Consider the following 20188-nt stretch of genomic DNA (forward strand, 5'->3'; position numbering starts at 1 on the left):
CATGCCGAAACACCCCCTCGTTCAGCCCAATCCGTGGGCGCACCTGCGCGCCTTTACCGACGCCCGTATCGCGCTGGGCCGCGCCGGCAACAGCCAGACGACCGACGCCGTGCTGGCATTCGGCGTGGCGCATGCCCAGGCGCGCGATGCCGTGCACCTGCCGCTCGATAGCGCCGCGGTGGCGGCAGCACTTGGGGAGGTGGGCTTCACTGCGGTGACGGCACACAGCGCGGCTACCGATCGCGCGGAATATCTGCGCCGTCCCGACCTTGGCCGCCGTCTTGACGAAGCCAGCCGCGCAAGACTCGGCGCATTGCGGCTAGCGCAGCCGTTCGATGTGGTGTTCGTGATTGCCGATGGGCTCTCCGCGTTGGCGGTGCAAAGCCATGCCGTGCCGCTGCTTTGCAGCGTGCGTGAGCGTCTGCCGGCCGGCTGGTCGATCGGGCCAGTCGCCATCGCCGAGCAGTCCCGCGTTGCGCTGGGGGATGAGATCGGTGCGCTGCTGGGCGCGCGGCAGGTGGTGATGCTGATCGGCGAGCGGCCGGGGCTGAGTTCGCCTGACAGCCTAGGCATTTACCTAACCTACGCGCCGCGTGTTGGCCGCTCCGATGCTGAGCGCAATTGCATCTCCAATGTGCGGCCGGCAGGCTTGTCCTATGACCAGGCAGCGAGCCGGCTGGTGTTCCTGCTCAACGGCGCGTTGGCGCTCGGCCGCAGCGGCGTCGACCTGAAGGACGACACCCCACCCCGTTTCTGCGGTTGCCTCGGGTACGGCCCGACTTGCTGAACGGCAGAACCCATGACACACTCCCTCCCGCTGCCCACACCGGCAGCACGCAGGCGCGGCTGACGCACCAACGACAGCTGCAACACGCCGCAGGAGAGACCGGGCCTAACGCGCATACGCGCAACGCCCGGCGCCGATGGAGCAACCACCCCGGAAACTCTCAGGCAAAAGGACTGTGGCGTCGACTGCGAATCTGGAGAGAGGCGTGCACGCGCGCGCCCACCGAAGGGGAAGGCGCCAGCGCTGCTGATGCCCAAGCTCTCAGGTCCCAAGACAGATGGGGTGAGCCGACCGGATCGTCCGGTCATGACATCACTCCATAGGGACCGCCATGACGCACATCGTCATCGTCGGCGCCGGCATATCCGGCGTCACTACCGCTTACACGCTCTCGCAACTCGGCTACCAGGTCACGGTGCTCGACCGCCACCTGTATCCGGCCATGGAAACCTCCTTCGCCAACGGCGGGCAGCTTTCCGCCAGCAACGCTGAAGTCTGGAACAGCACCGGCACGCTGCTCAAGGGCATCAAATGGATGCTGCGCAACGACGCTCCGCTGCTGCTCAACCCCAAGCCCTCGTGGCACAAATACTCGTGGATCGGCGAGTTCGTCGCCAGCATCGCGCACTACCGCCGCAACACCATCGAAACCACCCGCATGGCCATCGAGGCACGCAAGCATCTGTTTGCGATGGCCGAACGGGAGCAGATCGATTTCGACCTGCAAAAGCGCGGCATTCTGCACGTCTATCACGACAAGGCCAGCTTTGCGGCAGCAGGCAAGGCCAACGCCCTGCTCGTTGCCGGCGGGCTTGAGCGCCACGCCGTGAGCCCCGAGGAGATTGCCGCCATTGAGCCGACGCTGCGCGGCAACTACTACGGCGGCTACTTCACCGCATCCGACGCCACCGGTGACATCCACAAATTCACGCGGGGCCTGGCGCAGGCGTGTGAAAAGCGCGGCGTGCGGTTTATGCACGGCGTGGATGTGCGCGATGTGGAAACCACCGAAAGCGGCGTGCGCCTGCTGTTGCAAACCACGCTCGATGACCGCCTTTCCACCAGCGCGGCGAATGTCGTACAGGACCTTGCCGCCGATGCGATGGTCGTGTGCGCGGGCGTGGGCAGCCGGCATATCGCGCAGCTGGTGGGCGATCGCATCAACGTGTATCCGGTCAAGGGCTATTCGATCACGGTCCACCTGGACGACGATGCCAGCGTGCAAGGCGCACCGTGGGTGAGCCTGCTGGACGAGAGCGCGAAGATCGTGACAAGCCGGCTGGGCACGGGCCGCTTCCGCGTGGCGGGCACGGCGGAATTCAACGGCTACAACCGCGACATCCGCGCGGATCGCATCGAACCGCTGGTGGCCTGGACGCGCCGCAACTTTGCGATTGGCACGTCGCGTGTGGTGCCATGGGCCGGCTTGCGCCCGATGATGCCGGACATGATGCCGCGCGTCGGCCGTGGGCGGCACGCGCGCGTGTTCTACAACACGGGCCACGGGCATCTGGGCTGGACGCTGTCTGGCGCCACCGCCGCGATGGTGGGCGACGTGATCGCGCGAGATTGCCCACTGCATTGATCGCAGCAAACGAAAAAGCCCGCCGGGACACTGGCGGGCTCTTTTTCATTGCGGGAACGAACCAAGCAATCAGAACTTGTGCCGCACGCCCAACATCACGCCCAAGCGCGAGTTGTTGCCGTACGTGTTGCCCGAATTGTTGAATGCGGCCGCGCTGTTCAGGGCAACCCAGGCGCCCTGCAGGCGGGTGTAGTCCACTTCGGCGTAGACGTCGGTGCGCTTGCTGAAGGCGTAGTCGAGCATGCCGGCGGTGGTCAGACGCTTGCCGCTGGCATCAAGATGTTTCATCCAGTCGTACTGCACGGTGCCGATGAAGCTCAGTGCGCCGGAGATCGGCACCTTTGCACCAACATAGGCGGCCTGGTTCTTGTAGTCGGCCACGTCGAGACGGCTGTTCGTATAGCCGAGGTACCACGTGGCAATCGACGTATCGAGTTTGCCGCCAAAGCCCCAGACCGTTTGCTTGCTGGCCTGCGCTGCCGGCACCGCCCCGAAGAACGCCGACGACACATCGCGCGTGACCTGGTACACCGCGCCCACTTCAGCCGCCCCCATGCTGTAGACGATCGAGCCGGCGCCGGCCGAACTCTTGCTGAAGCTGCCGGCTGCTTCGCCAAACGTCCATGCGCCGGCAAGCTGCAGACCCCCGAACGACTTGATGTATTTGACCGTGTTGTCGTAGCGCAGGCCGGTGTAGTTGCCGCCTTGATAGCCGACGATGGAGTTATTGGCGAACGCCATCGCCTCATACGAAGACAGCACTTCATGCGCCAGCGTGTATTGGCGGCCCAGGTACAGCTTGCCGTAGTCGCCCTCCAGGCCCACCACCGCGGTGCGCCCAAACAGACGCCCGCCCTGCTGGCTGCCGCCCGTATCGGGGAAGAAGCCCGATTCCAGGATAAACATGGCCTTGGTACCACCGCCCAGGTCTTCAGTGCCGCGCAGGCCCCAGCGGCTGCCGGTCAGCACGCCGTCCATCATTTGCAGATTGCTGTTGCCTGCCGCGTTTTCGTGCGTGCTGTAGCGGATCGTGGTGTCGATCAGCCCATAGAGCGTGACACCGCCCGCGCTTTGCGCCGCAGCCGGCAGGCTCGTGGCTCCGAGCACCAGTGCGGCAATCATGGTCTTGTTCATGGCTCCCTTGTCTCCTTTTTTCGATATGACGGGCGTGGATGTGCGATGGCTGCCCGCGCTGCCTTTGCTGCGTTGAAATCGCCCATGACTGCACTGGCCATTGGCGGGTGATGGATCAATCGATGGATGAGCGGTGCGAGTTCAGCCGCCCGCGTTGGCGTGTTCGCGGCTCAGTTGCGCCTGCACCGCCATGCGCACGGCGGCGTTTGCGGCGCCGTAGCCCAGGTAGCCGTTGCGCTGGACCAGCTCGAAGAAGAAGCGCTCGCGAAACGGTTCGGTGTAGGTGTGCAGGAAATCGCCGTGCGGGTCGCGGTCGTAGAGCAGGCCGTCGTCGTGCAGGCGCGTGACCAGTGCATCGTCGAGCCCGAGCCGGGCAGCGACGTCGTCGTAATAGTTCTCGGGCACGTGCTGCAGGTGGGCGGCACTGCGGTCGATGGCTTCAATGGTTTCGAACAGCCGCTCGGTGCGGAAGGCAATGTGATGCACGCCCGAGCCCGCGTAGGCGGCAATGAACCGGCCGGTGGCCGTACGCCCGCTTTCCGACACGCTGAGCGGAATCCGCACGTTGCGATCGGGGCTCACCATGGCGCGGCTCTTCACAAGGCCGTACGGGTCGGCAATCTCCTGCATCGCTTCAGCCTGCATGCCGAAGATGGCGCGGTAGAACAGCACGAAGCTGTCGAGCCGATGCGCCGGCAGCGCCTGTGCAACGTGGTCGATCGATGCCCACCCTGCTGCCTCGTCCTGCACCTGCGGCAGCAAGACAAAATCGCTCTCGTAGATGCTGCGATCGGCCTGGCGGTCGTCGATCAAATAGAGCAACGTGCCGTCCGGGGCACGCAGCGCCGGAATGCTGCGCTCCCTCGGCCCGACCGGCCCGCGCCATTCCTGGGCGCATAACTCGCGCGCACGTGTCATGGCGCGCTCGGCGTCGTCCACCTTCAGGCCGATCGCGCAGACAGACGCCCCATGCAACTCGAAATGTTCCGACGCCGCGCTGTCCTGCTCCATATTCAGGATGACGTTGACGCCGCCTTGCCGATACAGGTCGACAGCCTTGGAGCGATGGTGCCCCGCAAGGGTAAAACCGAGCGCACGTAGCCGCGTTTCAAGCTCGTGCCCGGCGGCGGCGTCCACGGCAAACTCGAGGAAATCCACGCCGCCAAAACGAGCGGGAGTCGGCAATGGCGCACCGCCCGCCTCGGACTCCAGCCACCGCAGCGAGCGCATGCCGTCGAGCGCCGTCAAGCGCGCAGGCGCCGCACGAAACTCGTCATTGAAGACTTCCAGCGACAGCGGCCCGGTGTAGCCCGCGGCAAGCAGGTCGCGTGCAAATGCCGTTACGGCCAGCTCGCCCTGCCCCGGGAAATTGCGGTGATGGCGGCTCCAGGACAGCACGTCCATCGACAACTTCGGGGCATCCGCAAACTGCACAAAAAAGAGCTTGTCCGCCGGCACCTCGTTGAGACCGTCCAGCGAGTCGCCCAGCGAGAGCGTGTGAAAACTGTCGAGAATCAGCCCCAGCGCCGGATGATCGGCCTGCTTCACGATCTGCCAGGCCTGGCGCCAAGTCCGCGTGTGCCGCGCCCAGGCCAGCGCTTCGTAACCCACGCGCAGCCCGCGCTGGGCGGCCGCTTCCGCCATCTGGCGCAGATCGTCCGCTGCGCGCGCAGGATCGTCGATGGCGATGTCCTGGATGTTGCTGCAGACCAGCACCATCTCAACGCCCAGTTCGGCCATGACGTCGAACTTGCGCTCCGCGCGCGCAAGGTTGCGGGCAAGGAACTCACGCGGCATGGCTTCGAAATCGCGGAACGGCTGGTACAGCATGATCGCGAGCCCAAGGTCTGCCGCCATCTGCCGCACGCGCGCCGGCGAGCCATCGAAGTTCAGCAGGTCGTTCTCGAACATCTCGATGCCGTCAAAGCCGGCAGCAGCTGCCGCTTCCAACTTTTCAGGCAGCGTGCCGGACAGGCACACGGTGGCGATGCATTTGGGATGGCGCGCTGCGCGGGGCGGATTCATGGCGATGCTTCGGTCGGGCGTCTGGCAATGCCCGCAGCGTAGGTGGGCACACCCCGCGCTCACAAGCGGCATTCGCGCAACAGCGTGCGATCATCGTACAATCGTGCGCACATATCGCTCGTTTTTAGGGTTATCGCCATGACGAAGGAACCGCTGAACCGGCGCGACTGGATCGCCGGATTGGAGAAAGGGCTCGCGATCCTGGAGGCGTTCGATCACGAGCACCCGCGGCTGACGCCCACCCAGGCCGCCGAGCTGACGGGCCTGACCCGCACCGCCGCGCGCCGCTACCTGCTGACGCTCGAGCATCTGGGCTACCTCACCAGCGAAGGAACGCTCTTCAGCCTGACGCCGCGCGTGCTGAAGGTGGGCTGGTCGTACTTTGATTCGGCCCGGCTGCCACGCACCGTGCAGCCTTTCCTGCAGCAGGTGACGGCCGCCGTTGGCGAGGTGGCGTACCTCAGCGTGCTGGACGACTGGGAACTCGTCTTCATCTCGCGCACCAGCACCAGCCGCGTCATGAGCACAGGGTTCGTGCTGGGCGCGCGTGTGCCGGCGCCGCTCGCCTCGGCGGGGGTGATGATGCTGGCCGCGCAGCCCGAGCAGAAGGTCAAGGCATGGCTGGAAACCTGCGTGCTGACGCCCTATACGCCCTACACGATCCTGCAGCGGGACCGTCTGTTCGATGAAATCCGCAAAGCCGGCAGGCAGGACTACGCCGTGGTCGAGCAGCAGTTGCAGATTGGCGTACGCGGCGTGGCCGTGCCGTTGCGCGACCGGCACGGCAACGTGATTGCAGCGTTGAGCGTGAACATGCAAGTCGGCGACGAGACCTCCGAGCAGGCCTTGCACCGTGTGCTGCAAGTGCTGCAGGACACCGCGCTTTCAATCATGCGGGTGCTGTAGTTCCACACGCGCCGCGCGCATACAACGCCCTTTCTCTGGCAGGCGGACAGACTCGGAGAAACCCTTGAGTCGTACGTTATTCGCACCATATTGTGCGATTATCGAACGTTTTCAGCCGACAGTCGCTTGTGCCCCGCCATGGCGGCGGACTACGCTGCGGTGCGTGTACAGACGGCCCTTGATTGCACCCATTGCACGACAGGCCGCACAGATAAAACCGGAGACAACCATGACCGCAGCCCCTGCCTACGAGCCTTTGGGCAAGCACCAGTCGAAGAAAGCTGCCGCCAGCGGCTGGATCGGCTCGGCGCTCGAGTACTACGATTTCTTTATCTACGCCACCGCAGCGGCGCTGATCTTTCCGCAGATTTTCTTCCCCAAGGGCGACCCCAAGACGGCCATCATCGCCTCGCTGGCCACGTACGGCGTGGGTTACATCGCGCGGCCGATCGGTGCATTCGTGCTGGGCCACATGGGCGACACGCACGGGCGCAAGAACGTGCTGCTCTGGTGCATGTTCCTGATGGGCTTTTCGACCATTGCCGTGGGCCTGCTGCCGACCTACGACCAGGTTGGGCTGTGGGCGCCAACGCTTCTGGTCATCATGCGGCTGATCCAGGGCTTTGCCGTGGCCGGTGAAATTTCCGGGGCCAGCTCGATGATCCTGGAGCATGCACCGTTTGGCCGGCGCGGGTTCTTTGCGAGCTTTACGCTGCAGGGCGTGCAGGCCGGGCAGATCCTGGCGGCCGCCGTGTTCCTGCCGCTGGCGCACTACATGCCCGCCGAACAGTTCAACACCTGGGGCTGGCGCATTCCGTTCCTGCTGAGTTTCGTGGTCATCATCGCGGGCTACGTGATCCGCCGCGAGGTGCATGAGACGCCGGCCTTCACGGCAGAAAAAGAGCAGCAGGCGCGCCCGCGTTCGCCGGTGCTTGACGCCTTCAAACACAGCACGCCCAACATGCTGCGCGTGGTCTGCATGGCCCTGATGAACGTCATTCCCGTGGTGGCGACCATCTTCGGCGCGGCCTATGCGGTGCAGCCGGCTTACGGCATCGGTTTCGCCAAAGACATCTACCTCTGGATTCCGGTGGTGGGCAACATCGTTGCCGTGCTGATCATCCCGTATGTCGGCGATCTGTCCGACCGCGTCGGCCGCAAGCCGCCCATCGTGATCGGTTCGCTGCTCGCCGGGCTGCTCGCGTTCGCCTATCTGTACGCCATCAGCATCAAGAACGTGCCGCTCGCATTTGCCATGTCGATTCTGATGTGGGGCGTGGTGTACCAGGGCTATAACGCGGTGTTCCCGAGCTTCTATCCGGAGCTGTTCCCGACGCGCACCCGTGTGTCGGCGATGGCGATTTCGCAGAACATCGGCACCGCCATCACCGCCATGCTGCCGGCCATCTTTACCGCCGTCGCGCCGCCGGGTTCCACCAACATCTGGCTGACCGTGGGCGCCATTGCCTTTGGCGTGACCGTGGTTGCCGCCGCAGCCGCCATGAGCGCACGCGAGACCTACCGCATCCACATGGATGACCTGGGCCAGCCCGCCGCCCAACCCGTCGACAAGGCAGAATACGCCCGCCAACGGGCCGGAGCCCTCGTCGCCTGAAACACGCCTTCCCTGAACCATGATTTCTGGAAAAACCACCCTCATCGCCCACATCGGCTACCCGACCGAGACGTTCAAGTCGCCGATGATTTACAACCCCTGGTTCGACCAGAAAGGCATCGACGCCGTTGTGGTGCCGATGGGGGTCAAGGCGGAGGACTACGCGCAGAGCTTCGAATCGATCTGCCGTTTCACCAACCTGCGCGGCGCGCTGATCACCATGCCGCACAAGGTGACGACGGTGGATCTGGTCGATGAAGTCACACCGGCGGTGCGGATTGCCGGCGCCTGCAATGCGGTCCTCAAGCGCGATGACGGCACGTTGCTGGGCGACCAGTTCGACGGTGCCGGCTTCGTGCGCGGCGTGCAGCGCAAGGGGCGTCAGCTGGAAGGCGCGCGTGTACTGCTTTCGGGGGCCGGCGGTGTCGGCTCGGCGATTGCGGCGTCGCTCGCGGCTGCGGGTGTCGGCGAGCTTGCCTTGTACGACACGCGCGCAGAATCGGCCGAATCGCTGGGCCGGCGTCTGCGGGAGCATTACCCCGCGCTGGTGGTGCGCACCGGTTCGAATGACCCGGATGGCTTCGATGTGGTCGTCAACGCCACGCCGGTCGGCATGAAGGAAGACGATCCGCTGCCCTTCGACGTGGCCCGCATCGCGCCGAGCTGCTTTGTCGGCGAGGTCGTCATGAAATCCGAATACACGCCGCTGCTGCGTGCGGCGCTCGACAAGGGTTGCGACGTCCAGGTCGGCACCGACATGCTGTTCGAGATGATTCCCGCGTATCTGGAGTTCTTCGGCTTCGGCACCGCCACCGCAGATGAGCTGCGGCGCAGCGCCGCCATCGCCTATTGACCCGATGACGCGTCGCCCTTTGAGCTTTGCCCTGCTGCTGCCGTTGCTGCTATCGGCACAGCCGGTCGCGACCGACAGTTACCTCCCCACCCTGCCCGCCATCGCCCAGACACTGGGATCGGCCAGCACGAGCCTCACGGTCTTCGCGCTGGCCTTTGGCATTGGGCAGTTGCCGATGGGCAGCCTGGCTGACCGGTTTGGCCGGCGTCAGGTGCTGCTGATCGGGCTTGCGTGCTACGCCGCAGCGGCGCTGGCAGGCGCACTGGCAACAACCGCTTTCATGCTGACTGCGGCACGCGCCCTGCAGGGTTTCTCGATGGCGGCCATCCTGGTGTGCGCACGCGCTGCCGTACGCGATCTGCATCCGGCACGCGAGGGGCCGCACGTCTTGGCGCGGGGGCTTACCGGATTGGGCTTCGTGGCGTTGGTGGCCCCGGTTCTCGGGGCCTTTGTCGCGCAGCACGCGGGTTGGCGCTGGGTGCTGGCGGGCATGAGCCTTTATGCAATCGTGCTATGGGCGATGTGCTGGTACGGCTTTGCCGAAACCCGGCGGGAGACCGGCAGCGAGGCAGGCGGCGTGCGCGAGATTTTTTCCAGCGCGGATTTTCGCGCCTGGGGACTGCTCGCGGCCTCGACCTATGCCGGCATCTTCTGCTTCCTGCTGCTCTCGCCGATGGTCTACATCGCCTACCTCGGCCTGTCGCCCGAGCTGTATGGCTGGATACCGGCCGGCGGCTCGCTCGTCTATATCCTCAGCACGACCGGTTGCCGGCGCCTGCTGCGTCGCCAAAGCCTTGTGCGGACGGTGCAGCAAGGCGCCACGCTCAGCCTGGTCGGCGCGGGCATCCAGGGCTTGGGCTGCTGGGTGCTTCCCGGGCACGCGTGGCCGCTGCTGCTCGGGCACGCCGTCTATTGCATGGGCCACGGCATCCACCAGCCTTGCGGCCAGGCAGGCGCAGTGGGCGAGCTGCCGCATCTTGCCGGGCGCGCGGTGTCATGGTCGGGTTTCATCATGATGCTGGCGGCCTTCTGCCTGGGGCAGACCGCAGCGGCCTTTGACGACGCATCGCACAGCCTGGGCGCCTGGCCCATGGTGGCGCCGATGATGCTTGCGGGCGGCGCGCTGGTGGCCATCGCGTTCCTCTGGCTCCCAAAGCTGCAGCATCGGACGAATCCACAAAGGGCGGCCGCTTAGCGACTGGCGGTTGGGCATTGCCACGTGCGTGGTACACAATGCGGTGTCCTCATTCTTTGCTTCAGCCACAGGAGTTTCACCATGAGCCGCAACGCCGACCTGCCATTCAAGACCGCCGGCTTGGAGTTCATCGAATTCGCTACGCAAACACCGGCCGCGCTCGGCCAGGTATTCGCATCCCTCGGCTTCAAGGCCATCGCGCGGCATGTGAGCAAGGACGTCACGCTGTACCGGCAAGGCGACATGAACTTCCTCGTCAACGCCGAAGCCGATTCCTTCGCACACCGCTGGGCCGAGGAATATGGCGTGGGCATCTGCGCCATCGGTATCCGCGTCGACGATGCCCAGCACGCCTACGACCGCGCCGTCGAACTGGGCGCCTGGCCGGCAGAGGCAGAGCCGATCGGCCCGAGCGAACTCGTGATCCCGGCCATCCAGGGCGTGGGCGATACGCACCTGCACTTTGTGGACCGCTGGCGCGGCAAGCACGGTGCCCGCGGCGGCCTGGGCGACATCTCCATCTACGACATCGACTTCCGGCCGCTGGACACTGCGACTGCGCATGAGGACTGGCACCACGCCGGCGTTGGACTGGCCCGCGTCGACCACCTGACACAAACCGTCGGCCCCGGCCGCCTGCAGGATTGGATCGATTTCTATCGCAACCAGCTCGGCTTCAGCGAAATCCACGAACTGCACGCCAACTGGCACGTGGCGGCCGATTCACGGGTGATGGTCTCGTCGTGCGGGATGATCCGCATCCCGCTCTATGAGGAAGGCACGCACCGCGCCCACCTCATGCACGCCTACCTGCCCGACCACCCCGGCGAAGGCGTGCAGCACATCGCGCTGGCCACCGACGACATCCTGCGCACAGCGACCGCACTGGCCGCCAACGGCCTCACCTTCGTCGAGCCACCCGCGCACTACTACGACACCGTCGACGCGCGACTGCCCGGCCATGGACTGGATCTGGACGCCTTGCGCCGATACGGCATCCTGGTCGACGGCGAGATCGTCGACGGCGTGCCCAAACTGTTCCTGCAGACCTTCATCAAGCGCCATCCGGGCGAGATCTTCTTCGAGATCGTGCAGCGCCGCGGACACCACGGCTTTGGCGAGGGCAATCTGCCGGTGTTGACTGCGGCGGCCTGACCCCGGGGGAAACGTCGCAAACAAAAAGCCCGCCAAGTTTCGGCGGGCTTTTTTTCGTACTGCGGGTGCTGCGATGCCGATCAATAACCAGCTGCCAGCCCCGTGTTGCGACGCGGGTCATTTGCGCCATAGAAGCGGTTGTTGCCGACCGGCTTGCCGCCCAGCGACGGCGCACCGACAATGATCGCCGCCAGATGGTTGGCCGGCTGCGGCGCACCCAGGTTGTGACCCATCGACGTCAGGATCTTGCGCGTATCGTCCGACAGGGCATACGGCTCGACATTGGTCACATCCGGCAGCCATTGCTGATGGAAGCGCGGCATGTCGACGGCTTCCTGCACGTTCATGCCGTAGTCGATCGCGTTGATCATGGTCAGCATGACGGCCGTGATGATGCGGCTGCCGCCCGGCGTGCCCACCACCATGACGGGCTTGCCGTCCTTGGTGACGATGGTCGGGCTCATCGACGACAGCGGACGCTTGCCCGGGGCGATCGAGTTGGCTTCACCCTGCACCAGGCCGTACAGGTTCGGCACGCCGACCTTGGCAGTGAAGTCGTCCATCTCGTCGTTCAGGATCACGCCCGTCTTGGCGGCCGTGACCTTCGCACCAAACCAGTCGTTGAGCGTGTACGTGACCGACACCGCGTTGCCGTACTTGTCGGCAATCGAGTAGTGCGTCGTGTTGCTGCCCTCATGCGGCTCGACGCCCGGCTTGATGTCCTTCGACACGCCCGCCTTCTTCGGGTCGATCACGGCACGGATCTTGGCTGCGTAGTCCTTGCTCAGCAGGCGGTCCAGCGGGTTCTTCACGAAGTCCGGATCGCCCAGGTAGCTGTTGCGGTCCACATAGGCGTGGCGCATGGCTTCGATCTGGTAATGCGTCGCCTGCGCGGAATGCCAGCCCAGGTCCTTGAGCGGATAGCCTTCCAGGATATTGAGCATTTCGCAGATGATCACGCCGCCCGAACTCGGAGGCGGTGCCGACACCACGTGATAGCCGCGGTAGTCGCACTCGACCGGCGCCAGTTCGCGCGTCTTGTAGCTGACGAGGTCTTCTTGCGTGATGAGGCCACCACCGGCCTTGCTCGATGCAGCAATGGCCTGCCCGACCCAGCCCTTGTAGAAGCCGTCGGTGCCCTTGTTGCTGATCTCGCGCAGCGTCTTGGCCAGGTCGCGCTGGACGAGCTTCTCGCCCACCTGGAACGGCTGGCCCTTGTTCAGGAAGATCGCGCCCGATGCGGCGTCTTCCTGAAAGTCCTTGGTTGAGGTGTGCAGCATGTCGACGTCGCCCTGATCGAGGGTGAAACCCTTCTCGGCCAGCGCGATGGACGGCGCGATCAGTGCAGCGCGTTGCATGGTGCCGTACTTCTGGCGGGCGTACTCCATGCCGGACACGGTGCCCGGCACGCCCACGGCCAGATGGCCCTTGGTGGACGCGCCCTTGATGACGTTGCCGTCCTTGTCCAGGTACATGTTGGCGGTGGCGGCCTTCGGGGCGACTTCACGGAAGTCGAGGAAGGTCTTGCGGCCATCGGCCAGCTGGATGGTCATGAAACCGCCGCCACCGAGGTTGCCGGCAGCCGGATAGACCACCGCCAGGGCGTAGCCCACGGCCACGGCAGCGTCGACCGCGTTACCGCCGCGCTTGAGCACTTCCACGCCAACCTTGCTGGCCAGGTGCTGTGCCGAGACGACCATGCCGTTCTCTGCGGCCACGGGGGCGACGGACGCCGCGTGTGCGACGGTCGTGATGCTGATCGATGCGATTGCGGCGGCGATCCACCGCATGCCTGTTCTGGGATTCTGCATAGAAGCTCCTTTGGTACCTTCATGGACGCCGGTCGTGCCAGCGTACGTGTTATGGCGCGCGAACCTTATCAGGCACAGCGCTGCGGCACTATAGCCTCATCCCCGTATTGACGCATTGCGCCGGCGGTGGAACGGCACGCGTCGCTAGCGCAGCGGCACTTCGAGGCCGACCTTCACCCGATTGAGCACCACGGCCGTGTGGTACCACTTGATGTTGTCGTTGTCGTCGAACAGGCGTCGCGCGAGGGCTTCGTACTCGGTCATCGTGGCGACGTTCAGGATGAGGACGAAATCGGCTTCGCCCGTCACGTAATAGCACTGCTGCACCTCGGGGCCCGAGAGTGCCTTCTTGAGCGCAGCCATCGCCGCGGTATTGGTGCGCTCGGCATGCACCTCAACGATCACGGTGATGGGTTTGCCCACCCGCTCGGGGTCGACCACCGCCACGTTGCCGACGATGATGCCCGCCTCCTCCATCCGCTTGATGCGCCGCTGCACGGCGGCGGTCGATAGATTGACCTCCTCCCCGATCACGCGCAGCGGCGTGGTGTAGCACCGCTGCACAGCATTGAGGATGGCGATGTCGAAGGCGTCGAGTTCGAGCGATTTCTGAGGGGCCATGGCCGGGCTTTTGGCGAGAAATTTTTGCGTCTGGCTGGGCAGAATAGCGGAAATTGCTCTGCCGACGTGACATAGGATTTCGTCATCATTTCGTTCGCAGAGGCCATCCAATGCATTGGCAATCCCAGCTCGTCAGCCCGGAAACACTTGCCCCTGGCGGCTTTCGTTCATTGGTGACACCCGTCTACCGCGGTTCAACCGTGCTGTTCGACAACGCGGCGCAGGTGGTGGACAACTGGCGCCATGCGCAGCACGGCTATACCTACGGCCTGTACGGCACGCCGACGGCCATCGAACTCGGCGCGCGGATTGCGCAACTGGAGCGTGCACGCCACAGCTTTATCGTCCCCGGCGGGCAGGCTGCCATCGCGCTGGTCTACCTGGCCTGCTGCGGTGCGGGCAGCCACGCGCTGGTGCCGTTCAGCGCGTACGGGCCCAATCGGAGCATGGCGGAGGGCCTGCTCAAACGCATGGGCATCGAAGTCGAAACCTACGACCCGCTCATCGGCGCGGGCATCGCGGGGCGCATCCGCCCAAATACCGCGCTGGTGTGGACCGAAAGCCCCGGCTCGGTCACGATGGAAATCCAGGACGTGCCGGCCATCGTGGCCGCGGCGCACGCGCGCGGCGTGCCGGTGGCGCTGGACAACACCTATGCGGCGGGCGTGTATTTCGATGCCTTCGCGCACGGCGTGGATATCAGCGTGCAGGCGCTGACAAAGTACGTGGGCGGCCACAGCGACCTGTTGCTCGGCTCCGTCTCGGTCAACTCCGAAGCGATGTTCGAGCGCGTGGGCAGCGCGTTTGCCGACCTGGGCATGGGCGCCTCGCCCGACGATTGCAGCCTCGCGCTGCGGGGCCTGCAAACGCTGGGGCTGCGGCTGGAGCGCCTGCAAGCCTCCACGCTGGCGGTGGCGCGCTGGCTCCATCTGCAGGATTGCATTGCCACCGTGCTGCATCCAGCGCTGCCGTCATGTCCGGGCCATGAACTCTGGAAGCGCGACTTTACCGGCGCAACGAGCGTGTTTTCGGTGGTATTCCAGGAAAGCGTCTCGGCCGAGCAGGTCAACGCGTTCATCGATGCGCTGCACATGTTCCGGATCGGCATGAGCTGGGGCGGCACGAGCAGCCTGGTGATGCCTTATCCGGATCTGGCGCGGCCGAATCGCCACTACCACGGCCGTCTGGTGCGGCTCAATGTCGGGCTGGAAGCACCGGAAGACCTGATTGCCGATCTGCGGCAGGCCATGGCTCGTGCAGCCATCCAGGAGCCCGCTGTCGCCGCATAACGGCCGGCACGTCAGTCAGCGGGGGCAAACGGCGGCGCGCGCCGCTTCACCGTTTGCGCCTTGACGATGGCGGTATTGGTTTCAGCGTGATAGGCCACGCGATCGAGAATCTCATCGAGCTGATCGATCGAGCGCACATACAGGCGGGCGATGAAGCAATCCTCGCCGGTGACCTTGTCGCATTCGCCGATCTCCGGAATCTCTTCGATCAGCTGCTGCACGATATGCAGCTTGCCCGGCATGGGCCGCACGCGCACGATGGCCTGCAGCGTGTAGCCCAGTGCCGCCGGGTCGATGTCGACGGTGTAATTGCGGATCACGCCGCGCTCTTCCAGCCGGCGCAGGCGCTCCGACACGCTCGGGGACGACAGCCCCACCTGCTCGGCCAGCTGCTTGAGCGAGATGCGGGAATCGGTCAGCAGGACGTCAAGAATGCGTTGGTCCAGGGCGTCGATCACGTTCATTTTTCCTTCCGTGGTCCGTTCTGGCGTTTTGCCTTATTTCATGAGAAGTAACGTGGATTTTGCCTTAGAAAAGCAATGGAAGTCAGGCCATCCGCATGCGATCCTTCTTGCATCCAAAGCTCAAGGTGGTTCGCATGAACGATAAGACGCGCGGCACGGTCGAGATGACCGCCGCCATGATTATCTCCGGGACGATCGGCTGGTTTGTCGTCCGCTCCGGCCAGCCCGTGGCCGATGTTGTGTTCTGGCGCTGCGTGTTCGGGGCGCTGACGCTGCTGGTGGTATGCGCAGGGCTTGGGCTGCTGCGCGGCGCGATCACGTGGCGGCGCGCCGGCATTGCCGCGCTGGGCGGCGTGGCCATCGTCATCAACTGGCTGCTGTTGTTTGCAGCGTATCCGCGCGCGTCCATCTCGATTGCCACGGCGGTCTACAACACGCAGCCTTTCATGCTGGTCGGGCTGGGCGCGCTGTTCTTGTCGGAAAAGCTGACGGCGGCCAAGCTCACGTGGCTGGCCCTCGCCTTCATCGGCGTGGTGCTGATCGTGCAGGTGGGGCCTGCCGCCAGCGCTGGGACCGATTACCTGACGGGCATAGCGATGGCGCTGGGCGCGGCGTTTGCCTACGCGGTGGCCGCGCTGCTGATCAAGAAGCTGGCCGGAACGCCACCGCATCTGATCGCGCTCATCCAGGTGTGCGTCGGCGTGCTGATGCTAGCGCCGCTGGCCAATCTGTCGCATCCGCCAGCCGATGCCCATGCGTGGGTGATGCTCGTCACGGTGGGCGTGGTGCACACCGGGTTGATGTACATCCTGCTCTATGGCGCCATCCAGCGGCTGCCGACGCATCTGACGGGGTCGCTGTCGTTCATTTATCCGATCGTTGCGATCGCCGTGGACATTGTTGCGTTCGGACATCGATTGCAACTGGCGCAATTTCTGGGCGCGGCGGCGATCCTGCTGGCGGCGGCCGGCATGAATCTGGGGTGGTCACCATATCGGTGGCTGCGCGCGCGGAGCGAATCCGCCGTTTCCAAATAACGCAATACGCGCAATAGGCCGCCCCACCGGCAGCACGAATGGGCGGCCCAACTGCTGTTATTCTTGTGCGTTTTCCGCTGGCGCCCGGCGCGCCCTGCGCCTGCCTCTCTCTCCCTTTGGCAGCCAGCGGACAGAAACCCCAAAGATACGTACAAGATGAAGGAAGGTCACCCGCCGGAGCCGGGTCGCGACACCGCGATCGCCTGGATCCTGGAACAGATGCAGATGTACGGCCTGTCTGTCGAAGACCTGCAGGCGCATGGCTGCTTTGACGCGCCACCGCCGCCGCCCGCACCGCCCGCGCCCATCGGCCCCGTCTACATGAGCGCAGACGGCCAGCACTGGGACGGCTCGGGCGACATGCCGGACTGGCTGCAACGCGCCGTCAACGCCGGACAGAGCATCGAGCATTTCCGCGTGGGCTGACACGCAGACAGCGCAGGTACGCCGGTTGCGTGGTTGTTGGCGTAAGCGCTGCCGGTTCATTGATCTGTGAGTTGTTCCACTGCATTGCCGGCCGGCGCTCCAACCCAACGGAGGACGTCATCATGCCGGAACGCAAGACCGTAGAACGTGCGCGCGCCGACAAGCGCCACGGCAAGGCCGCCTCGACGCAGGCAGGCAACTTCGTGAAGGAAGAGATGGATCACATCCGCGAAGGCAAGCACGGTGCGAAAAACACCAAGCAGGCCATTGCGATTGGACTGTCCAAGGCGCGCCGCTCTGGCGTTGCCGTCAAGCCGCCTGGGGAAGGCAAGGCGTCAGCCGCCACCCGCAAGAAGGCAGAACACGACGTCAAGGCCGGCAGCAAGACTGGCGGCAAGAAGAGCAGCCACGCCAGTGCGAGCAAGGAATCCACGGCCAAGCGCAGCAAGACCACGACACGCACGCTGAAGAAGGAAGGCCATTCGGCGGCATCCAAGTCGTCGTTGTCCAAGCAGGCGCATAGCGCGGCTTCGAAGCGGTCGAGCAGCGAGCGCTCGGCGGCGGCCAAGAAGGGCGCCGCCACCAAGGGCGCAGCCGGCCGTTCCGCTGCCGCAAAGAAGGCGGCACGCACACGCGCTGCGCACGCCCGGTAAATTTTTCCTGTCCAGCCTGAAGGCGGCCCGTTGGGGTCGCCTTTTTTTTGGCGGTTTGTCTCGCCTTCTTTGCCCTCCCCAAAAAAAACTCAAAAAAATTTCTGTTCTCCGTGTCAGGAACGCTGTCATGCACCGACGAAGGTGCACGGAACACATCTGCGCGATGCCGCAGTGCACCGTACGGCGAGGGATTTCGCCCTGCCAGCCGTTCAACGACACCTGTTCAATCAAGGAGAACACCCATGAAACAACACGCCATGATCGCCGCCGCCCTGGGTAGCCTGCTCGCGCTGGGCGCACTGTCGACGCCGGTGCAGGCCGCCGACGCTGCCGGCAAGGAAAAGTGCTACGGCGTCGCCAAGGCCGGCCAGAACGATTGCGCCAGCCCCGGCAGCGCCCACGCCTGCGCAGGCCAGTCGAAGATCGACAAAGACCCGATGTCGTGGAAGTACGTGCCGGCCGGCACCTGCGCGCAGATGGGCGGCACGATGCAGCCTGCGTCCAAGTAACGCGCGACGCCGGGTGACCGCCATGCAGACTGCTCTGCCAACCTGCGCCGGCGCAGGCCTGCGCGCGCCGCACTTTCCCGCCCTGCTGCGCGGGGAAGCCCGCTTCCCGTGGGCGGAAGTGCACAGCGAGAACTATCTGTATGGCGGCCCCGCACGTGCAGCGCTGCTAGCCGCGCGAGAGCGCCAGCCGGTGAGCCTGCACGGCGTGGGCATGGGGCTCGGCAACGCAGATGGGCTGGACGTCGAACACGTTCGCGCCATCGCTGCCCTGGCGGACGCCGTTGCGCCTGCCGCGATTTCCGAGCACCTGTGCTTCAACCGCAGCAGCGCACAGGTCGTCAACGATCTGCTGCCCCTGCCCTATTCCCGCGAATCGCTTGAGATCGTCTGCGCCAACGTCATGCGCGCACAGGACATCCTCAAGCGGCCGCTGCTGATCGAGAACATTGCCGCGTACATCGACTGCCGCACGCTGATCGATGCCGACGACGCCGTCTCCGAAGGTGCATTCCTGACCGCCCTCGCCCGGCGCACGGGCTGCGGCATCTTGCTGGACTTGAACAATCTGTACGTCAACAGCGTCAACCACGGCGTGACCGTCGAATCGGTGCTCGCCGATATCGACCCAACGCTGGTCGGCGAGATTCACCTGGCGGGCTTCAGTGCGGAAGACGGCATGCTGATCGACACGCATAGCGCGCCCGTCCATGCGCCCGTCTGGGCGTTGTACGACGCGTGGATTGCCAAGCACGGCCTGCGCCCGACGCTGATCGAATGGGACGCTGAACTGCCGCCCGTGGAGATGTTGCTCGGCGAAGTGGCACGCGCCCAGGCGACGCTCGATCGCCACGCCAACGCCGTCATGCAGGAGCCACGCCATGCGACTGCCTGACTGGGAAGCGCACCTCATCGGCGCGCTGACGGACCCTGCAACCAACGAAGAAACACGCGGCATCGCCATCTACCGCAACGCGCGTCTGGCCATTCTGCGCAACGCGCTGGCGGGGGCCTACCCCGTCTGCTGCGCGCTCGTCGGCGAGGACTGCTTTGATGCGCTCGTGCGCGACACGCTTGCCGTGCAGGCCTCCACATCACCGAACCTGCATCGCTACGGAAATGCGCTGCCGGCCGTCATTGCGCAATCGCCGTTGGCGCACAGCGTGCCCTATCTGGCCGATGTCGCGCGCCTGGAATGGTGCGTGCATTGGGCGCATTACGCCCCGGACGCGCACGTTGAAGCTGCGGACGCCACGCTGCTCGCGCAGCCGGCAGACACCATCCGCGCTGGGCTGGTCGAGGGGGTGCAGTGGGTGGCGTCGCAGTGGCCCGTGGTGTCGATTTGGCGCGCCCACCAGCCGGGCGAATCCATCGGGTTCAATCAAATCGACCTTGGGGTGGGCGAAGCCGCAGCGATTGCCGTGCGCGGGCATCGCGTTGCCGTGCTCGATCTCGATCCCCCGAGCGCTACGTTCCTCGCCGCTTGCGAAGCGGAGACCTCGCTTCAGGCCGCGCTCGAAACCACGTTGGCCGAGCGGCCGGATTTTGATCTGACTGCATGCCTGTCCGGCCTCTATCGCTCGGGGCTGCTCGCACTGTCTGCCTGCTCAACAACCTCGTCTACTGGAGACACGCCATGAACACCCTCACCACGACGTTTGCCCCGCTTACGCGCCTGCGCGCGTCGTTCGATCGGCTTGCCGGTCCGCAAAGCACGCTGTGTTCGGTCATCCTGTTGATCGCGCGTGCGTATCTCTTTTACGTGTTCTTCCGCTCCGGCCTGACCAAGCTGCACGACTGGGACACCACGGTGCTGCTCTTCACCGAGGAATACAAAGTGCCGCTGTTGCCGCCCGCACTGGCAGCAGCGCTCGGCACGTTCGGCGAACTGGTTTTCCCTTCTCTGATGCTGGCCGGCATCGTGCCGCGGCTGGCGGCTGCCGGGCTGTTCTTCGTCAACGTGGTGGCGGCGGTGTCGTACTGGGCCAATCTGTCGGCATCGGCCATCGAATTTCATTTTGTGTGGGGCGTGCTGATTGCGCTCGTGGCAACGGTGGGACCGGGTTGGCTGGCGGCGCAGACGCTCTGGCAGCGCCGCACGCGTTAAGCAGATTGGGTGGGCGGCG

At 65.0% G+C, this 20188-nt stretch carries 20 protein-coding genes and 1 riboswitch; of the genes, 15 read left to right on the forward strand and 5 right to left on the reverse strand.

Going from position 1 to position 20188, the window contains the following annotated elements:
• The first annotated feature begins 1 nt into the window (after window position 1).
• Window positions 2–787 (forward strand): ethanolamine ammonia-lyase subunit EutC, encoded by a 786-nt coding sequence (gene eutC, locus N511_RS23905; protein WP_051530862.1) that lies wholly within the window; start codon window positions 2–4, stop codon window positions 785–787.
• Window positions 788–867: 80 nt separating this feature from the next.
• Window positions 868–973: riboswitch (glycine riboswitch) on the forward strand.
• 145 nt (window positions 974–1118) lie between these two features.
• Window positions 1119–2372 carry a D-amino acid dehydrogenase gene (locus tag N511_RS0109025; protein WP_027678995.1) on the forward strand — a complete coding sequence of 418 codons (1254 nt, stop codon included), beginning with the start codon at window positions 1119–1121 and terminating at the stop codon, window positions 2370–2372.
• 69 nt (window positions 2373–2441) lie between these two features.
• On the opposite strand, the gene N511_RS0109030 is transcribed toward N511_RS0109025, so the two are convergent.
• Both N511_RS0109030 and N511_RS0109035 read right to left on the reverse strand, forming a co-directional pair.
• Window positions 2442–3506 carry a porin gene (locus tag N511_RS0109030; RefSeq protein WP_027678996.1) on the reverse strand — a complete coding sequence of 355 codons (1065 nt, stop codon included), beginning with the start codon at window positions 3504–3506 and terminating at the stop codon, window positions 2442–2444.
• A 141-nt stretch (window positions 3507–3647) separates the two neighbouring features.
• Window positions 3648–5531, reverse strand: a complete 1884-nt coding sequence (locus N511_RS0109035) for a bifunctional sugar phosphate isomerase/epimerase/4-hydroxyphenylpyruvate dioxygenase family protein (RefSeq protein WP_027678997.1) — start codon at window positions 5529–5531, stop codon at window positions 3648–3650.
• 138 nt (window positions 5532–5669) lie between these two features.
• Here N511_RS0109035 and N511_RS0109040 point away from each other — a divergent pair, with 138 nt between their 5' ends.
• The 5 genes from N511_RS0109040 (at window position 5670) to N511_RS0109060 (ending at window position 11255) form a co-directional block, all read left to right on the forward strand.
• Window positions 5670–6437: an IclR family transcriptional regulator domain-containing protein gene (locus N511_RS0109040; protein ID WP_027678998.1), complete on the forward strand. Its 768-nt coding sequence runs from the start codon at window positions 5670–5672 to the stop codon at window positions 6435–6437.
• A gap of 229 nt (window positions 6438–6666) precedes the next feature.
• The gene (locus N511_RS0109045) at window positions 6667–8052 is read left to right on the forward strand and encodes an MFS transporter (protein WP_027678999.1); all 1386 of its coding nucleotides are present in this window, start codon (window positions 6667–6669) and stop codon (window positions 8050–8052) included.
• A 19-nt stretch (window positions 8053–8071) separates the two neighbouring features.
• Window positions 8072–8905 carry a shikimate dehydrogenase family protein gene (locus N511_RS0109050; protein ID WP_027679000.1) on the forward strand — a complete coding sequence of 278 codons (834 nt, stop codon included), beginning with the start codon at window positions 8072–8074 and terminating at the stop codon, window positions 8903–8905.
• A gap of 4 nt (window positions 8906–8909) precedes the next feature.
• The gene (locus N511_RS0109055; protein WP_027679001.1) at window positions 8910–10100 is read left to right on the forward strand and encodes an MFS transporter; all 1191 of its coding nucleotides are present in this window, start codon (window positions 8910–8912) and stop codon (window positions 10098–10100) included.
• Window positions 10101–10181: 81 nt separating this feature from the next.
• A complete protein-coding gene (locus N511_RS0109060; RefSeq protein WP_027679002.1) occupies window positions 10182–11255 on the forward strand; it encodes a 4-hydroxyphenylpyruvate dioxygenase family protein in 1074 nt (357 codons plus the stop codon).
• Window positions 11256–11335: 80 nt separating this feature from the next.
• Here the strand turns inward: N511_RS0109060 and ggt are convergent, their stop codons facing one another.
• Together ggt and N511_RS0109070 are read right to left on the reverse strand one after the other, a co-directional pair.
• The gene (gene ggt / locus N511_RS0109065; protein ID WP_027679003.1) at window positions 11336–13066 is read right to left on the reverse strand and encodes a gamma-glutamyltransferase; all 1731 of its coding nucleotides are present in this window, start codon (window positions 13064–13066) and stop codon (window positions 11336–11338) included.
• A gap of 144 nt (window positions 13067–13210) precedes the next feature.
• Entirely contained in the window at window positions 13211–13687 is a 477-nt protein-coding gene (locus N511_RS0109070) for an Lrp/AsnC family transcriptional regulator (protein WP_027679004.1), read from the reverse strand.
• Window positions 13688–13797: 110 nt separating this feature from the next.
• On the opposite strand from N511_RS0109070, the gene N511_RS0109075 reads away from it, so the two are divergent.
• A complete protein-coding gene (locus N511_RS0109075; protein ID WP_027679005.1) occupies window positions 13798–14976 on the forward strand; it encodes a cystathionine beta-lyase in 1179 nt (392 codons plus the stop codon).
• An 11-nt stretch (window positions 14977–14987) separates the two neighbouring features.
• On the opposite strand, the gene N511_RS0109080 is transcribed toward N511_RS0109075, so the two are convergent.
• The gene (locus N511_RS0109080; protein WP_027679006.1) at window positions 14988–15440 is read right to left on the reverse strand and encodes an Lrp/AsnC family transcriptional regulator; all 453 of its coding nucleotides are present in this window, start codon (window positions 15438–15440) and stop codon (window positions 14988–14990) included.
• Between the two features lie 134 nt (window positions 15441–15574).
• Here N511_RS0109080 and N511_RS0109085 point away from each other — a divergent pair, with 134 nt between their 5' ends.
• From N511_RS0109085 to N511_RS0109115, 7 genes are all read left to right on the forward strand, one after another.
• Window positions 15575–16477 carry a DMT family transporter gene (locus tag N511_RS0109085; protein WP_027679007.1) on the forward strand — a complete coding sequence of 301 codons (903 nt, stop codon included), beginning with the start codon at window positions 15575–15577 and terminating at the stop codon, window positions 16475–16477.
• A 156-nt stretch (window positions 16478–16633) separates the two neighbouring features.
• Entirely contained in the window at window positions 16634–16903 is a 270-nt protein-coding gene (locus N511_RS0109090) for an H-NS family nucleoid-associated regulatory protein (protein WP_027679008.1), read from the forward strand.
• 122 nt (window positions 16904–17025) lie between these two features.
• Entirely contained in the window at window positions 17026–17556 is a 531-nt protein-coding gene (locus N511_RS0109095; RefSeq protein WP_027679009.1) for a hypothetical protein, read from the forward strand.
• A 242-nt stretch (window positions 17557–17798) separates the two neighbouring features.
• Complete coding sequence (locus tag N511_RS0109100; RefSeq protein WP_027679010.1) at window positions 17799–18065, forward strand: BufA1 family periplasmic bufferin-type metallophore; 267 nt, start codon at window positions 17799–17801, stop codon at window positions 18063–18065.
• Between the two features lie 22 nt (window positions 18066–18087).
• Window positions 18088–18957 (forward strand): MNIO family bufferin maturase, encoded by an 870-nt coding sequence (gene bufB / locus N511_RS0109105; protein ID WP_027679011.1) that lies wholly within the window; start codon window positions 18088–18090, stop codon window positions 18955–18957.
• On the forward strand, window positions 18944–19702 hold the full coding sequence (locus tag N511_RS0109110) for an HvfC/BufC N-terminal domain-containing protein (protein WP_027679012.1): 759 nt from the start codon (window positions 18944–18946) through the stop codon (window positions 19700–19702). The genes bufB and N511_RS0109110 overlap by 14 nt, the downstream gene beginning before the upstream one ends.
• Window positions 19699–20169 carry a DoxX family protein gene (locus N511_RS0109115; RefSeq protein ID WP_027679013.1) on the forward strand — a complete coding sequence of 157 codons (471 nt, stop codon included), beginning with the start codon at window positions 19699–19701 and terminating at the stop codon, window positions 20167–20169. The genes N511_RS0109110 and N511_RS0109115 overlap by 4 nt, the downstream gene beginning before the upstream one ends.
• Window positions 20170–20188: the final 19 nt, after the last annotated feature.

The sequence above is a fragment of the Ralstonia sp. UNC404CL21Col genome (assembly GCF_000620465.1).
Classification (GTDB): Bacteria; Pseudomonadota; Gammaproteobacteria; order Burkholderiales; family Burkholderiaceae; genus Ralstonia; species Ralstonia flatus.

What these genes read in the sequence shown, in the direction of transcription:
- N511_RS0109060 (WP_027679002.1), top strand. Translation starts at nt 10,182, where the DNA reads ATGAGCCGCAACGCCGACCTGCCATTCAAGACCGCCGGCTTGGAGTTC.
- eutC (WP_051530862.1), top strand. Translation starts at nt 2, where the DNA reads ATGCCGAAACACCCCCTCGTTCAGCCCAATCCGTGGGCGCACCTGCGC.
- N511_RS0109090 (WP_027679008.1), top strand. Translation starts at nt 16,634, where the DNA reads ATGAAGGAAGGTCACCCGCCGGAGCCGGGTCGCGACACCGCGATCGCC.
- N511_RS0109100 (WP_027679010.1), top strand. Translation starts at nt 17,799, where the DNA reads ATGAAACAACACGCCATGATCGCCGCCGCCCTGGGTAGCCTGCTCGCG.
- ggt (WP_027679003.1), bottom strand. Translation starts at nt 13,066, where the DNA reads ATGCAGAATCCCAGAACAGGCATGCGGTGGATCGCCGCCGCAATCGCA.
- N511_RS0109115 (WP_027679013.1), top strand. Translation starts at nt 19,699, where the DNA reads ATGAACACCCTCACCACGACGTTTGCCCCGCTTACGCGCCTGCGCGCG.
- N511_RS0109085 (WP_027679007.1), top strand. Translation starts at nt 15,575, where the DNA reads ATGAACGATAAGACGCGCGGCACGGTCGAGATGACCGCCGCCATGATT.
- N511_RS0109045 (WP_027678999.1), top strand. Translation starts at nt 6,667, where the DNA reads ATGACCGCAGCCCCTGCCTACGAGCCTTTGGGCAAGCACCAGTCGAAG.
- N511_RS0109035 (WP_027678997.1), bottom strand. Translation starts at nt 5,531, where the DNA reads ATGAATCCGCCCCGCGCAGCGCGCCATCCCAAATGCATCGCCACCGTG.
- N511_RS0109025 (WP_027678995.1), top strand. Translation starts at nt 1,119, where the DNA reads ATGACGCACATCGTCATCGTCGGCGCCGGCATATCCGGCGTCACTACC.
- N511_RS0109095 (WP_027679009.1), top strand. Translation starts at nt 17,026, where the DNA reads ATGCCGGAACGCAAGACCGTAGAACGTGCGCGCGCCGACAAGCGCCAC.
- N511_RS0109070 (WP_027679004.1), bottom strand. Translation starts at nt 13,687, where the DNA reads ATGGCCCCTCAGAAATCGCTCGAACTCGACGCCTTCGACATCGCCATC.
- N511_RS0109075 (WP_027679005.1), top strand. Translation starts at nt 13,798, where the DNA reads ATGCATTGGCAATCCCAGCTCGTCAGCCCGGAAACACTTGCCCCTGGC.
- N511_RS0109050 (WP_027679000.1), top strand. Translation starts at nt 8,072, where the DNA reads ATGATTTCTGGAAAAACCACCCTCATCGCCCACATCGGCTACCCGACC.
- N511_RS0109030 (WP_027678996.1), bottom strand. Translation starts at nt 3,506, where the DNA reads ATGAACAAGACCATGATTGCCGCACTGGTGCTCGGAGCCACGAGCCTG.
- N511_RS0109080 (WP_027679006.1), bottom strand. Translation starts at nt 15,440, where the DNA reads ATGAACGTGATCGACGCCCTGGACCAACGCATTCTTGACGTCCTGCTG.
- N511_RS0109055 (WP_027679001.1), top strand. Translation starts at nt 8,910, where the DNA reads ATGACGCGTCGCCCTTTGAGCTTTGCCCTGCTGCTGCCGTTGCTGCTA.
- N511_RS0109110 (WP_027679012.1), top strand. Translation starts at nt 18,944, where the DNA reads ATGCGACTGCCTGACTGGGAAGCGCACCTCATCGGCGCGCTGACGGAC.
- N511_RS0109040 (WP_027678998.1), top strand. Translation starts at nt 5,670, where the DNA reads ATGACGAAGGAACCGCTGAACCGGCGCGACTGGATCGCCGGATTGGAG.
- bufB (WP_027679011.1), top strand. Translation starts at nt 18,088, where the DNA reads ATGCAGACTGCTCTGCCAACCTGCGCCGGCGCAGGCCTGCGCGCGCCG.